This window comes from Streptomyces sp. NPDC002537 (genome assembly GCF_053594975.1).
The window spans coordinates 14,069-28,988 of the sequence record NZ_JBSFWT010000091.1; the positions used below are offsets into that span (position 1 = coordinate 14,069).

Annotated in this window: 8 protein-coding genes and 1 pseudogene; 4 read left to right on the plus strand and 5 right to left on the minus strand. The window is 66.7% G+C overall.

Features of this window, described 5'->3' with window-relative positions:
- Positions 1–5,543: 5,543 nt before the first annotated feature.
- The 4 genes from ACWD4A_RS29775 to ACWD4A_RS29790 all read right to left on the minus strand — a co-directional run bounded on the left by ACWD4A_RS29775 (position 5,544) and on the right by ACWD4A_RS29790 (position 8,306).
- On the minus strand, positions 5,544–5,705 hold the full coding sequence (locus ACWD4A_RS29775) for a DUF6760 family protein (protein WP_451198671.1): 162 nt from the start codon (positions 5,703–5,705) through the stop codon (positions 5,544–5,546).
- On the minus strand, positions 5,702–5,989 hold the full coding sequence (locus tag ACWD4A_RS29780; RefSeq protein ID WP_451198672.1) for a hypothetical protein: 288 nt from the start codon (positions 5,987–5,989) through the stop codon (positions 5,702–5,704). Before ACWD4A_RS29780 ends, ACWD4A_RS29775 begins: the two co-directional genes overlap by 4 nt.
- Positions 5,990–6,174: 185 nt before the next feature.
- Positions 6,175–6,618 carry a phage tail protein gene (locus ACWD4A_RS29785; protein WP_451198674.1) on the minus strand — a complete coding sequence of 148 codons (444 nt, stop codon included), beginning with the start codon at positions 6,616–6,618 and terminating at the stop codon, positions 6,175–6,177.
- Positions 6,619–6,668: 50 nt separating this feature from the next.
- On the minus strand, positions 6,669–8,306 hold the full coding sequence (locus tag ACWD4A_RS29790) for a phage tail sheath subtilisin-like domain-containing protein (protein WP_451198675.1): 1,638 nt from the start codon (positions 8,304–8,306) through the stop codon (positions 6,669–6,671).
- Between the two features lie 863 nt (positions 8,307–9,169).
- Between ACWD4A_RS29790 and ACWD4A_RS29795 the strand changes: the two genes are divergently transcribed.
- Positions 9,170–9,676, plus strand: a complete 507-nt coding sequence (locus ACWD4A_RS29795; RefSeq protein WP_451198677.1) for a DUF6542 domain-containing protein — start codon at positions 9,170–9,172, stop codon at positions 9,674–9,676.
- Positions 9,677–9,805: 129 nt separating this feature from the next.
- Complete coding sequence (locus ACWD4A_RS29800) at positions 9,806–11,272, plus strand: LCP family protein (protein WP_451198678.1); 1,467 nt, start codon at positions 9,806–9,808, stop codon at positions 11,270–11,272.
- Positions 11,273–11,561: 289 nt separating this feature from the next.
- Here ACWD4A_RS29800 and ACWD4A_RS29805 read toward each other — a convergent pair whose 3' ends face one another.
- Positions 11,562–13,364, minus strand: a complete 1,803-nt coding sequence (locus tag ACWD4A_RS29805) for a cellulose binding domain-containing protein (RefSeq protein WP_451198679.1) — start codon at positions 13,362–13,364, stop codon at positions 11,562–11,564.
- A 453-nt stretch (positions 13,365–13,817) separates the two neighbouring features.
- On the opposite strand from ACWD4A_RS29805, the gene ACWD4A_RS29810 reads away from it, so the two are divergent.
- Together ACWD4A_RS29810 and ACWD4A_RS29815 are read left to right on the plus strand one after the other, a co-directional pair.
- Positions 13,818–14,309: a copper chaperone PCu(A)C gene (locus tag ACWD4A_RS29810; protein WP_451198681.1), complete on the plus strand. Its 492-nt coding sequence runs from the start codon at positions 13,818–13,820 to the stop codon at positions 14,307–14,309.
- A 489-nt stretch (positions 14,310–14,798) separates the two neighbouring features.
- Positions 14,799–14,920, plus strand: a pseudogene (locus ACWD4A_RS29815) (ABC transporter ATP-binding protein); the annotation flags it as partial.

Sequence of the window (14,920 nt, forward strand, 5' to 3'; positions counted from 1 at the left end):
CACCAGAGTCCAAGAGCAAGGGACCGCCTCGGGCTCGGGGCGCGCCGCTGGGTACGTACGCCCGGCCTCGGCCGCTGGACGCTCCTGGACGGGGCGCGGACTCGGGGCGGCGGGCCAGGGGGCCGTTGCCGGGGCAGCGAGGTCGGAAGACGTCCCCGTGCGAACCGGCGTGAAGCTCCGCCGTTCCGGCGTGCCCGAGTCTTCGCGGCCGGGGAAGAGGGCTGCCGGCCTTCTGCTCATCGGCACTTGGCCGGACGGGGCGCTCCCATGGGTCCGGGGGGTCTTGTCGGGAACGGACACACCCGGAGCGCCAGGCACCGGCAGCCCTAGCGGGGCGGCTTCCGGCTTGAAGGCGGGCAACCGCGCCGTGCGGTGGTCGCGGCCTTTGCGGCGGGCGGTCTTGGGGGTGTCGGCCGGAGGCGTAACGCGCGGAGACGTATCACCCGTCGTTGCCTGGGCCGTCGCGTCGCCCCGTTCCTCGCGTACCGTCTGCGACGGCGTGGCCGTACTTGCGCGGGCGCCGGAAACGCCACCGTTCTCCTCGCCCGCAACGCGAACTGCGGCTGGCACGGTCTGCCGCCTTCGGACGGTATCGCGCTTGACGACCGAGAGGCCGTCCTCGCCGTTCCCCGACGCCAGGGGGAGACGCTTGGCTGCGGGCCGTGCCTGTTCGTGGGGACGCGGAGGCAGCAGGGATTCGCCACGGACGGTTGCGCTGGTCTCGACAGCGGCCTGCGACCGGCGCTTCCTCGGCGTGCCTCGCGAGTCCTGACGATCGGCACCCTGATCCGCGGCCACGGTAAGCCGCGCTGTGGCACCCTGCGGCACGCTGGCCGTGTCGGCCGATGCGTCCGGGGCCTCCGCATCGCTCTGGCGTGCCGAGGCCGGCGGGTTGGTTCGGCTCCGCTTCGCGAAGAGGAGGCGCTGGGCGGCCGTGCTGTTCACGAGCTCTCCACCGGGCGGGCGGACGTGTCCGTCTGCTACGGCGGCCTCGCTGACGTCGGCAGCGGGAGCCGCGGCAGGACGGGCGTTCCGGCGAACACGTGAAGAGCGGTCGGCCGTCGCCGTGGCATCGGCGCCTGCGCCGTGTTCTCCTCGGGCGTTGCCACCCGGCGCGTGATCGTACGGCTGGCCTGGACACGGTGCTGTCGAGGCGGCGGCCTGGACGACGTCGGGTTCCACAGCACCTGCGACCGTCCGATCCCGGGACGCCGTCCGGCCGTCCCGCGACGTGTGGTGCGTCGGCTTCGGGACATTGACGTCCGGCGTCGGCCCGGGTTGCGCCATCCGGCTGGAGTCCTTGCCCTCCTTGCCCTCCTCCTGCTCTGCCGCGGTTCGGGCAACAGGTCGCAGCGCGTCGGCGGGCTGCGGCTCGTCGTGCGTGCTGTGTCTGGACACGGAGGGAGTGGAATGAGACGTCCGTCGGCTGCCGGAGGCCTGAGCAGTGAACGCTGTCTGCTCGTCGGGGTGGTTCCGGTCCTCGGCTTCCCGAGTGACGGTGCCGCGGCGGGCAACGTACTGAGCGGCAGGGCGTACCGGGTCCTCGAGGATCAGGGGCGCGGTCTGTCCCTCTTCCCTGCTGTGGCTGCTGGGAACGGTGTTGGGAGTATTCGCGTGGTCTGCCGCGGTGGGCGGCGTCTGCCGCTCGGAGTTCTCGTGTGTGTCGTCCGGCGCCGTGACCGCAGCATGCCTCGGGGCGGGTACGGTCTTGCCGTCATTCACCGTGTGAGGGCCGTCCGCTGCTACGTGGTCTACCCCGGGGTTTCCGAGCGGCGGCCTGGGAGTTCGAAACGGTTCGTGCCGGGAGCCGGAAGCGTGTTCCCGGAGGGGCACGTCACTGGCCGACTCGGCTGTGGATCGTGGTCCGGCGTGCTGCCGTTCCTCGAGAGGACGATGGCCCCCCACCTGAGTGGTGGACTGCTTCGCCAGTGACGTGTTCTGGGCAGCAACCTCGTCGGCCGGCTGGCCGGGAAGAGTCGCGTGGCCGCTATCAGAAGAACCGACCGCCCTCGGCCCGGCGCTGTCATGCCGCTTGTGACGGGACTCGGAAGGGGTGGTGCCGTCGCCCTGGACGAGAGGCAGACCCTCGGCGGAGGAATCCATCGGCTCCTCGAATCGGAGGGACGCGACACGGCTTCGCGATGCGCCGCCTTCGGCAGCATGCCCCGCTTCGTTCTCCACCGCGTGCGACGAAGCATGCTGCTCCGACTGCCCGGGCACACCAGCCCCCGGGGGAGGCGTGGGCCGCGCTTGGGCAGGCGTGGAGGACGCCACGGCCGGGACGTGGGGTTCGTCCTCGCTCGCGTGGTCGGCGTCGGGCTGTCGTGGATCAGCGTCGCAGGCTGTGTCCGTCGTTGTCATGCCGTCGATCGGCCGACTCGGGCGGGATGTTGCCGCCTTGCCCCCCGTACCGGAGGGAACAGAGCTCTCCGCCACGGTGAGGTCGCCGGGCGTGTCAGGAGATGTCGGAGCGTCGGTACGGTGACCGGTTGCCCATGCCGCGCCGTTGGTTGCGGGATGCTGCCATCCTTGCCCAGCTGGCGCCTCGTTCATCGGCGCCGGGGACAGGGGCCCGGTCGGCTTCGCCGCGACTGGCTTGCCGGCAGCGCCCCTGATGGCCTTGGCACGCGCGTCCGTGCCGTCGGAGACGGGTTGGGGCAGCCGGTGCTGTGACTCCGGTCGTGCCTTGTCGCCCATTACCCGGGCGGAGGGATGTTCGGCGGCCCGCGCTGCGCCCGGTACTTCTCGGCGTTCGGGGCCGGGGCCGTGTGACGCGGCGAGCTCGTCCGTGGCTGCCTGCTCGCCATCGTGAGCAGGCGGACCCGAGCTGGCCCTGCGTCCGGTCACGGAGTCAAGGACGGCACGAACGAAGCGCCTCGCAGAGGCGATTCCTCTCGTCGCCATATGGATGGTCTGCTTCGGCCACGCTGCGTCGGAAGGAAGCGGGTTCTCCGCTGATGTTCCCTCGTTCCCGGGAGCGTTCTCAGGAGCCGCCCCGGGGGCTCGTGACGGCTCCGGCCGGGAGCTTGAGACATGCTTCCGCTTCTGTTCCCGGGGAGAGCTGTCGCTGTCCTGCACCGTGCTCTGGTCGCCGACCGTGGCACGGGACTCCGCGGGCTGCTGTTTCTCCTGAGGGGCGCCACTCTTCAGCGGAGCTGTGGTCCGCTTCGCCGGTGACGTGCTCTGAGCGGCCGCAACCTCTTCGACCGGTCGGCTGGGAAGAGATGTTTGGCCAGCACTGGCGGAACGGGGCAGCTCGGGCCTGTCGTTTTCACTGTGCTCGTGGCGGGACGCCAAGGCATCGACACCGATCTGCCGGACGAGAGGCATCTGGCCGACGGGGGAGGCCACCGAATCCTCGAACTGGAGAGGTGCGAGCTGGTGCCGCGACACACGGCCGTCGGCCGCGGTCGTGGCTTCGCCATTCGCTGTGCGACGGGAACTCCGCTGCCGCGTCTCCTCGGGCACATTGGCACCCGGGGACGGCGGCGCGGGTCGCGCCGGGGGGAGCGTGGAGGACTCCACGGACGGGACGTGGGTTCTGTCCTCGTGCGCGTGGTCAGTGCTGTGTCGTTCTACGTCAGCGCCACCAGAGGCGCTAGCTGACGTGATGCTGTCGGCCGATCGGTGGTGATGCGACGGCGCCGACTCGTCAGTGCCGGAGTGGGCAGGGCTCTCGGGACGGTTGAGGCCACCGAGCGCATCCGGGGGTGTCGGGGCGTTGGCGCCGGGAATGGCGGCCGGTACGTTCGGGCCGTCGGTCGTGGGCTGCTGCCGTGCCTCTTCGGCAGACGCCTGGCGCACCGGCACCCGGGGCGAGGAAGGACTCGGCTTGGCCACGGCCGGCGACGTGTCGGCGTGCGAGGATCCCGCCCTCGCGGCGCGCTTGGCAGGTCGCGATTCTGAGCGGGCGTCGGAAGCCACGTTTCCCGCGCTGGGTTCGCTTGCGGGGCGGACCTGATCGAGGGAGGACACGGCGGCGGCAGCGGTGCTGCCGGCGAGCGGGGCGCTCTCGGCCGCGGTGGCGGAAGTGTCATGGGCAGGTTCGGCCGCCCCAGTCACAGTGACTCTGACAGGCTCGACATGTGTGTCCGTGCCGTCGAATGAGGGACGGGAGAGCCGGCGCAGCGACCTCGGACGCGTCATGGCGTTGAGGAGCGGGGACAAGGAACGCGTAGCGCCCCGCGCGATGACCTGTGTTGCCGGGCGCTCGGTAGCGGGGCCACGTGACGTGGCGGGCTCGTTCGTAGTCGTCTGCTCGCCGTCGCAAGCGGGCAGGCCTTCATGTCCTCGCCATGCCACGGCGGTGAGAGCGGCACGGATAAAGCGCCTCGCGGGAGCGGGCTTCCCCGCTGTCGCGCGGGTCGCCTGCTCCGGCCGCGTCGAGCGGGCGGACGAGGGGCGTTCATCTGATGCGGGGAGGCGCACGAGCGGACCTGCTTGGCCGGTCGAGGGAACGGTGACCGGTGCGGAGTGCTTGAAGGCTCCGGGAAAGCTGTCGTCGTCGGTGGTTCGTGGTGCCGGATGCGCCCCTTCGCGCACGGCGGTGTGCGTTACCGGGGCACTGTCCTTCCTACGGGTCATGCGCTGGTTGTCCGCGGACGTTTTGGTGTCGGCCTCAGCCGCCCTGGGCCCAATGGCGTGAGCCCGTCCACCGCGCAGCCGTTCAGGAAGGAGAGACAGGGACGCGACCCGGCGAACCAGTCGCCACGGGGCTGCCTGGCTCTCGTCGGCTGCCGCTGTGCCAGCGCCTCGCATGGACGCGGTGCTCGCACAGTCATCGGTCGCCGTTCTGGTGAGAGTGGCTTCCTGGTAACCCTGTGAGCGCGGCGCTGAACCCGGTCGGGATTCGTCCCATGTCGCGCTCTCTCGCGAAGACAGGGGCTCGACGGCCGCCTCTGGCAGTGCTGTGTGAGTGCTCGTGGGCTGCGAGTGCCGCCTTTCGGCGGCGGAAACCGCCGTCTCGGAGGACGGCATCGGGGCGCCGGTGGTGGGCTCCTTGGAACGACGTAGCTGTGAGGTGTTGTCGGCTGAGCGTGCCGGGCGACGGCGACGTCCGAACCGACGATGGCGATGACCTGCCTCCAGGTTCGATGTCGCCTGCGACTCTGAGGGGAGGCCGCTGGCCGTGGCCTCGGCGTCCATGGTGGCCGCCGGGACCACGGTCATTGACCGCGCGGGCGGTGTCGCTTCCGCCTTCTCGGCCGACGCCTCGTCTCCCGGACGCTGCTGAGAGGACCGCCAATAAAGCTGAGCGGCCGGGCGGTACTTCAGCAGCGATGCGTCCCACTGACCCGGCCGCGGCTGGAACACCAGCGGCGGCTCCGGGGAGATCAGAGTCGGGAGTTCGCCGCAGAACCGATGATCCTGGAACGAGGGAAGCAAGTCGGTGACGCGAGCGACCTCGGTGACAGGGCGTACACCACCTGTGATCACACGTATCTTCTGGGGCAGCACCACCGGAACCCGCTGTGCCGTATCGGTCGGGGCGCTGGCCCAGTCCTCTTCACGGCTGACGCGGGTGATCCGGTGCTGCATACTCTTTAGTTCCCGTCTGTAAGACGCTGATTGATGTGTGTGATCTGGCGTATGTAGTCACGACGCTGCACGTGGTCCAAGTCGATCAACTCACTGTGCGGCCAGTGGAAGTGATAAGCGATGTACGCGATCTCGGACTTCAGGTCTTCGGCCGCGTACACCCTCATTCCCCCAGGCGGCTCCCCATGTCCACGTTGAACTCGTGGTGGCAGTCCGGGCACACGGTCGAAGCGAGCGCTGTGCCGTCCAGGTTGATCTTCTCGTAGAACTTCTGGAGGAAAGCGAGATCGACGGCGAAGAACTGCTCCACGATGTCCGCGTCGATGTCCGTCAGGGTGCCGAGCCGGGTGATAAGTCGGCTCAGCAGGACGATCGACAGATACGCCGGGTTGTCCCGGACTCGGAGGTCGCTGAGCGGCAGGAGCTCATCGCGGGCCGTGGCAAGGCGCATCACACCTTCCCGGTGCACCTCTCCCTTCCGGTCCACGTAGCCGCGCGGCAGCGTGAAGGGGAATTCGGTACGGAGAGCCGCAGACCCGATCCGCGGGCCTGCGGCCTCCGGGGAAGGCACGGGTGCGTCAACCGACGGGGCTGCCGGGAGAGTTGCCTGCGGCTCTACGGCTATGCGCCCACGCCTCACTTGATCGTGACCTCGTCACACGTGATGGTGAAGGTCTCATCAAGCGGCTGCCCGTTCGTCACGTCGAGGGAGCCGGGCTTGTACGAGCTCACCCAGGCACCCTTGAGGTCCCACGTGATCTTGTCCTTGCCGTCAGCCGTCTTGTAGGTGATGCTGACGTTCTTCTTCGCCTCGTCAGCCGGGCTGGTGGTGGACTTCTTCAGCCACTCAGTCAGCGCATCAGCCTTGGCCATCCCCCGGGTCAGGGAGATCGCGGGCGGCTTCTGGGACCCAGCGGCCGTCTGCGTAATGATCTTACCCGTGCCGTCCGTGACCTTTTCGGTCGTCGTCTCGACCTCCATGGTCAGCCCGTCGATCTTCTTGAGGGTTGAGATGGTGATCCCATCCATCTGGAACTCGAAGGTATCTGTGCGGTATACGGAGCCGTTGTTCTCTGCCATTTTCCTTGAACCCCTGTCTCGATTTTATGTTGCTCAGGTGAGAAGTCGGATCATTCTCCGGAAGAGCCCGATGCTGATTCCTGTGCAATCCGGAACACCACGAACTCGGCCGGCTTCACGGGCGCCACGCCGATTTCACAGATGACCTGACCCGCATCGATCACCTCGGGCGGGTTGGTCTCCGCGTCACACTTGACGTAGAAGGCCTCCTCCGGTGTGCTGCCGAAGAGAGCACCGTTGCGCCATTCATTCGTGAGGAACGCGGAGATGTTGCGGCGAATAGTGGACCAGAGCCGCTCGTCGTTGGGTTCGAATACCACCCACTGCGAGCCCAGGTAGACCGATTCCTCAAGGTAGTTGAAGAGGCGTCGGACGTTCAGGTAGCGCCATGCCGGGTCGCTGGAGAGGGTGCGAGCACCCCACACGCGGATGCCTCGGCCGGGGAAGCTGCGGATGCAGTTGACGCCCGCGGGGTTGAGCAGCTCCTGCTCACCCTTGGTGACCTGGATACCGAGGTCCAGGGCACCGCGCAGGACCTCGTTGGCCGGAGCCTTGTGTACGCCGCGGGCCTCGTCGTTGCGGGCCCACAGGCCGGCGACATGGCCGGAGGGGGGCATCAGGAAGCCCTTGCCCGTGGACGGGTCGGCTACCTGGATCCACGGGTAGTACAGGGCGGCGTACTTGGAGTCGAACCCCGCCTCATTCTGGCGCCACTCGTGGACCTCGGTGGGTCCCATGTCGGGAAGCGGGTCGATGATGGCCATGCGGTTGGCCATGTTCTCGCAGTGGTTGATCATGGCCATCTGGATGGCTTTGACCTGCTCGCGGCTGACGGCGCCGTTCTGATAGGCGGCCATCAGGTCCGGGGCGACGACCATGGTGATGTCGTCGATGGCTTCGAGGCCGGAGAGACCGGAACGGTCGTTGACCTTGCCGACGTAGCGCCCGACGACGTTCTTCGCGGCGGTCTCGGGTCCCACGCCCTCGGCGGCCGGGGTGGAACGCAGCGCCAGCGTGGAGGACTCGGGAAGCGCGAGCGCGGCACCCGTGACGGCGGGAGCCTCCTCCACCAGGACGAACTTGGAACGCTCCTTGACCTGCGTGACCACGTACGCGGGCGAGGTCTTCTCAGCGGAGACCTCGAAGGACTCGGTGGGGGAGCCGTCGACCTTGACGGTGAAGACGAAGAGGTCGCCGTCCGTGCCCTCCGGCGAGGTGGCACCGTCCTTGGCGGCCTTGGCCTTGTCGGTGGCGCCGGCTGCTGCTCGCTTGGCCTTCGGGTCGCCGGGCTTGCGCTGCACGTCCACCGAGATGTTGCGGTCGGTGGCGGCTGGCAGGGCCGCCACGCGGAAGCCGCCGAGAACCTGAGCTGGCGCGACAGCCGTGGGCTGGCTGCCTTCGACGGCGTCCTCGCTGCCGGTCGACTGGCCGCCGACGCGGACGACGTAGCAGGTGCCGCCGCCATTGGCGAAGTAGCCGTAGACCGAGTGCGCGAGATAGTACCCGTCGGCGAATTCACCGAAAGTCTTGTTGAACTGGCCCCAGTTGGTGATGCGCACCGGCTCGTTCAGCGGGCCCTGATCGGCGAAGCCGACGAAAGCGGCCACGGCCGTGCCGACGCCCTCCACCGGCCGAGAGCCGCCTGCGCTCTCTTCTACGAACACGCCGGGAGACAGATAGGTTGCCATCCGCCCTTCCTTCTTCTGAGTTTGTCCGAGGGGGGAAATCCGTTTGCAGATCGCGCACTTCTACGGGAGAGGAGAAGGCTCATCGACTGCCGGGGCCTGCGGGAATTCCCTGGCCATGCGCCTGACGTGTCGTCGGCTTCGGCCATGGATTCCGATATTGATCATGGGTAATCCGTGGATGCCGTGTCAAACGTCAGGCGGGGTTTCGCGGCTTCATCGATGAAACTGTCATCGGTGGGACATTCGGGATCCACCTTTGGCCTACCGCCTGTCCTCAAGAGCGGATCTTTGATCTCCAATCGCCCTTTCCGTATATGAACGTTCTCTGCAACGCTGAACCGTTCCACGCAGTCGTACCCTCGTCCGAGGTAGTCCTTGATTTTTTCGTCCAGGATTACCTCACCGAAACACGAAGTCAGCACGCGAAGGCGGTTGTGGTCCTTCTCCGCGCTTCGCGCGTCCCTTCGTGAGCTGCTCGGCCTGTGCGGTGATTGCCGCGGACATTTCACCGAGCAGGCCGGTTTCCAGAACCGGACAGTCAGTGCCTGGGGCCGCTACGCCGGACTGTATGAATACGACGCCGACGACCGCGCATTCCTGCTTCCCCCGGGCGTGCATGCGAAGAGTGTCACGTAATTGCTGCCGGACCGGAGAAGAGGCTGATGTGCCCGATGCCATGACGGCCGGGTTCTCCCTTGGGTGGAGGTCCTTCTCTCCTTCTCTTGGGAGCGTGGCTGCCCGGCCTCGTGATGAGCGGACCGTGGTGTGGAACGTAAGATCGGAAACAGAGAATCTCTGCCATATATCCGTATGGGTCACTTCAATCACTCGCCAGATGCCCAACTATGTAATTCGGAGCGTCCATGACAGGCCGGGGTCGGGCCGCGCCCTCATCCCGCGCGCGGGTACCGCAGCAGTCGCGCCATGCGTCGGCCTCGCGGGGACGCGCGGCGAGCGGGGCACGGAGGCGCGGACGTACCGCACGGACGCGCGATCCGGCGGAAGCTGCGAGTGCCGCCTTCATCGGGCTGGCGCTGCCCGTGCTGGGCGCGTTCGTGGACGGACTGACCGGCGCGTCACCGGGGGTGCTTTTCGTGCTCGCCGCGGCTGCCGGAGCCGCTGCGACCGCGTTCAAGTGCTCGCGTGCGGAGGCCTGGTGGGTGGTGTGCGCACCGCCGATAGCGGTGGCTCTGATCACGGTGATCGCCGAACAGGCGACAGGGAGGACGAGCCTCCAGGGCAAGGGGCTCGGCACCGCGGCGGTGCATTGGGCGATCGACGCCTTCCCGGCGATGGCCATGGCCGAGGCCGCGGTGGTCTCGGTGCTGGCGGTACGCCGGTTCCGGAACCAGCAGAACGTGAGGAAATAGGCGGTGCGTGACCATCGAGCGGGTACTGGAGGGCGCGCGCGGAGGAAGGCCGCCGGACGGCGGCGCGGCGCCAGGACCGGCAGACGTACCCCCAGGAGGGCCATCGTCGGAAGGGTCGTAGTAAGCGCTGTGTCCTTCACCGTGCTGGCGACCAGCACGGTCGCCTGGGCCGCCTATCACTGGCTTGAAGGCAACCTCATGACGTCCGACGCGCTCGACGCGGTGCGCAAGCACGCGCCGAAGCATCTCGACAACTCCGTCAATCTTTTGCTGATCGGTCTCGATTCACGCAAGGATATGGACGGGAACGACCTGCCCAAGGAGTTCGTCCAGGACCAACTCCACGCGGGTTCCAGCAAGATCGGCTACTACAACACCAACACCCTGATCCTGATGCACATACCCGCTGACGGGGGCAAGGTTCAGGCGTTCTCCATACCCCGCGACGACTACGTCGAGACCCACAACGGCGACGGCTCGGTCCAGGGGAAACACAAGATCAAAGAGGCGTACGGCAACGCCTATGCCGGGCGCCACGACAAGCTCTCCGCCCAGGGTGTACGCGGCGCGAAGCTGGAGGCCGGGAGTCGGGAGGCGGGCCGGGAAGCCACCCTGGCCACCGTGCAGAACTTCCTCGGTGTGCCCATCGACCACTTCGCCGAGGTCAATCTGCTCGGTTTCTACGACATCGCCAAGGAACTCCAGCCCATCGAGGTGTGTCTCAAACATCCGGTGAAGGACCGGTACTCCGGGGCCGACTTCCCGGCGGGACGGCAAAAGCTGAACCCGCGCCAGGCACTGGCCTTCGTCCGTCAGCGGCACGGCCTGCCCGGTGGTGACCTGGACCGTACCCACCGTCAGCAGGCGTTCCTCTCCTCCATCACCCACAAGCTCAAGACACAGGGTGTCTTCGACGACCTCGGCAAGTTGCAGGGGCTCTTCGGAGTGGTGAAGAAGGATCTGGTCATCGACAGCGGCCTGAACGTGATCGACTTTTCGCAGCAGGCGACCAACCTCACCGGGGGCAAGGTCGAGTTCCGTACCCTGCCGACCGAAGGGTCCGCCACCCGCAACAAAGAAGACGTGCAGCTCGTCGACGTGGAGAAAGTACGGCGACTGGTACGGGCGGAGTTCGGCGGCTCGTCCCCGTCACCGAGCGGCGGCGACGGCAAGCCGGGTGGGAAGTCCTCCGGTTCCGGTTCGGCGAAGCCTGCCTCCGCGACAGTGGACGTCCTCAATGGATCCGGCAAGACCGGTGGCGCCGGCGAAGAGCTCAAAGCCCTGAAAGACCTGGGCTACACGGCCGGCCAGACTTCCAACGACGTGCCGCGGTCGCATACCACCGTCGCCTATGGCAGGGACGGCCAGGCCGCGGCCCGGCAGATCGCCGCCCGTCTGGGCGTGACCGCCGCCCCCGCTGCTGACGCCTCCATCCCCGCCGGGCATGTCCGGGTCACCCTCGGCAAGGACTTCACCGGCCCGGGCGCCGCCGCCTCGAGCCCGTCGGCCTCCCCGTCGAGTTCGCCTCCGTCGGTGCCCGATGACGAGTTCGCGGGCGACGCGGTCAAGGAGGGCGGAATCCCTTGCGTGAACTGAGCCGAGTCGTGCGGTCTTCCGGCCCGTACGCCCGGCGTCGGTATCCAGTCCCACAGCCTCCCGTGGTTCTCTTCTGAAGTAGGGCAACGCGTGAGCCGCAGCGGCTGTCCATCAGCTGCTGCGGCTCACGCGTGACAAGACCGCGTATGTAGTTAATGCCAGATTTCCGTGGTCGGCCCGGCGTCGGTCAGGCGATGAGTCGCCCGGCTGGTCCGCCGGATGAACGGGAGCCGGCTCCGCTCCTGCCTGCCAGTTGGTGACGCTTGTCCGAAGAACACTGCGTCGTTACTCAGGTGCGGTCCTCGAACAGGATCTTCGAGAAGGCGAGCGCTTTCTCATGGGTACCGCTGGCGTCGGGGCCGGGCCTGCCTGGCTGGTCACGGCCGCCGGACCACATCGACATCATGCCCACACCGTGCTGGTCCGCCCACTGCCGCAGCTTCTTGGCGTCGTCGAGCGTGAAGATCTCGTCCGTGGTGTCGTTGACGCCGATCATGGGGGTGAAGCCGATCATGCCGTAGAGCTGCTTGTCGCTCTTCTTGGGGAAGAACTCCTTGAGCTGGTTCTTGAGGTTCTCGCCCGCCTTGATCGAGGCGTCGGCCATGCTCCCGTCCTTCTTGGGGTCGTACGCGGAGTCGCCGTAGTCCATCTGCATGATGTTGACGCGGGATACGTCCACACCCGCGTCGGTCATGCTCTTCAGCGAGCCCTTGCCGTCGTCCACGAGGCCGCTGGGGAGTACGGGGAGGGTCGCACTGATCCACAGGTGCTGGTTGTTCTTCTTGGCCCATTCCTGAACCTTGGCCAGGGCCTTGCCGTTGCGCTTGTTGTAGTCATTGTTGCCCTGTGCACTGCCCTCCATATCGAAGTCGATCTTGGTCAGCTTGTAGCGGGTGATGACGTCTTCGTAGTCCTTGGCGAGTTTGTCGACGTCTTGGTTGGCCTGTGCCAGGGTCGTGCCGTTCGCCCCGCCGAACGAGGCCACGACATCGTGCCCGGCGTCCCGGATCTCATTGATCTGCTTGGCCAGGTAGTTGTGAGTGGAGTAGGAACCTGCCCAGGAGGCGGCCTTGGTCTTGGGGTCGGCCTGGAGGAAGGCGAGAGTGACGTCATCCGCTCCCGTCTGCTTGAGGTAGTCAGCGATCTTCACCGTCTTGCCGCCGATGGAGAGCGTGCCGTCCCCGAGGCCCAGGGTGGGGTCGACATAGGGCGCGCTCTTGGCCAAGTGGGGGTTCTTGGCCGCCTTCACCTTGATTTCCGGGGAGGTGGGATCGTTGGGGTCGTACTGGGTGCTGAAGCCGATGGAGCCTCCGTCGCCGCCGTTGGGCTGGAGAGTGGTACCGCGGATGATGACCATCGTCTGGTCCTGGGACAGTTTGATGTCGGCACCCCATGGGTTCTGGATCTTGGTGCCGGGATCGACGCCGTAGGCGACGGTCCAGTTCTTGATGGCCTTGTGGTCCGGATTGCTGATCTTGGCGTTGACCGTCGAGCCGCCCGGGTATGTGTTCGCCTGAAGGTCGGCCTTGATGGTCGAGTCGGAAGCCCAGGTCTTGCCGGCCTCCAGCGACTTCGGCAGCGGGACGTTCTTGTCGTCCTGGGCGTCTTTCGTTCCACTGTCGAAGCTGAACGGCTGGCCGTTGATCGTGGTGTTCGTCAAGGAGACATCACTCTTGCCGTCTCCCCCGATGCCGAACGAGAACTGTGCTTTCTGGCCGGGCTGGACGGTGCCACCAGTGCCGGCCTTGACGACCCAGTGGTTGCCGTGGGAGTTCTTGACCTCGGCACCGTAGTTGACCGAGAACGACGATGAACCTGCCAGGTCGAACTCGATGGTCCAGTCGCCGACCGGCTTCCCCGTGTTGTTGGTGATGTCGAACTCGCCGTTCTTGTACCAGGCGCCGCCCGAAAGTTTGCCGGTGGCGCTCAGGCCGGAGTCGGTCTTGGGCGAGGTGGCGCCCGTCTTCTGGGACTGTGTGTGCGTCTTGCCCAGAACGGACGGGGCGACCGCGGCGGCGGTGCCGGCCATTCCTGTGGCGAGCACCCCGGTGGTGCACAGGCCGACGATGAAACGTCGAGAAGTCGCGGACATTCGCATTCAGAGATTCCTTGCGTAGCGAAACAGGTGCCGCAGTGAAATACTGCCGGTGACGCCACGTTATTTATGTGGCTGTCGCCAATGGCGTACAGGTAATCCTAAAAGAGTTGACCAGATGCCTCGGTATTCGAAAGAAGACTTCCGTGCCCAATGGTCAACCGGCAAGTTCGTGCAGGCCGGAGGGTGGAGTGTGAAACTCTCCGCTGGCCGGTGAAGAACGTTTCTCGAATACATGAAGCCCCCGCCGGTCAGTGCCTTTTGGCAACCTTCTCCCTCAAGTGGTCAACCTTTGGAGCTGGTTGTTGGCGTGAGGTCATCCCTAGGGTTGTGTCACCGCCAGGGGTGACCCTGCCTGAACTCTCGTCAGGAACTCGGAATCTCCGGGCAGTTGTGGCTGTGCCTGGAATCGTCAGAGCGTTCTTCTTTTAGTGAAAGTGTCCCGGTAAAATGAACACCTTTGTCGCCAAGGCTGCTCGCGTCAGTGCGATCATTGTGGTGAGTGCTCTGGCTTTGACCGGTTGCTCTGGCCAAGGGAATGGGAAGGGTGCTGAAGGAGGCTCCACCCCGTCCGCGGCGAAACTCGGAGTGTCCGACATGTATATGGCGGAAACCGGATCGGGAACGGCCTCTGTCTTCGCTTTGATTCAGAACAGCGGTAACGCTGCCGATCACCTCGACTCCGTCTCGTCGGACATCGCCGAAGGGGTTCAGTTTCATGACTCCGCGGACGACAAGGCCGCGCCGGTATCCGGGTTCGACATCCCGGCCCACGGGAAACTGGAGCTCAAAGACGGAGGGCCCCACATCCTGTTCACCGGCCTGAAGGGGAAGCAGCCGGTGGGCAGCGCGATAACCGTTACTTTGCGTTTCAAGCACACGCCGGCCATGAAGCTCGCCGTGCCGGTGAGGGGCAAGGTAGAAGTGCCGAGTGGCCGGTGACGCCCCTGGCCGCCCCGCCCGCCTTGTCGACTGAAGCAGCACGTCCTCGTGCTCATCGGCTTGGAGACAGGGCGCTCGGCTACTGCTGGCGGTGATGACCGTAGTCCGCTGATTCACGGCAGTGGCAAAGGCCGAGCACGGAGCCTGCCAGGACGTGACGAACACGGGTCCCCTGGGAACACCGCACCGCGCTCGTGGCGATCCCGGTCGCACCCGGCAGGACGGCAGGGCGACTCTCCCGGCGAACACCGGGCACGCTCACCCCGCGGCGACCGGCACGGGCAGTGCACCATCCAAAGAGGACATACCGCAGGATGACGCGGCACCCTTCGATCCGACCGTGGCGGGACGGAAGGGCAGACACAGGGGTTGACGGTCACGCTCGGCACGGCGGTCAGCATGGAAGAGGCCCGTGCGTCGGAGGGCACGGCTGGCCCGTGAGGACGCACGGCGCCAGCTGTGACAGACCAGCCTCGACAGGAGTGCCCCGTGACCCCCGCCCCCACCGCCGCCCGTCCGACCGCGGTGGCGGCCCACGCCACGGATCTCTCCAAGGTCTACGGCCACGGCGAGACCCAGGTGGTCGCGCTGGACTCGGTCTCGGTGCGGTT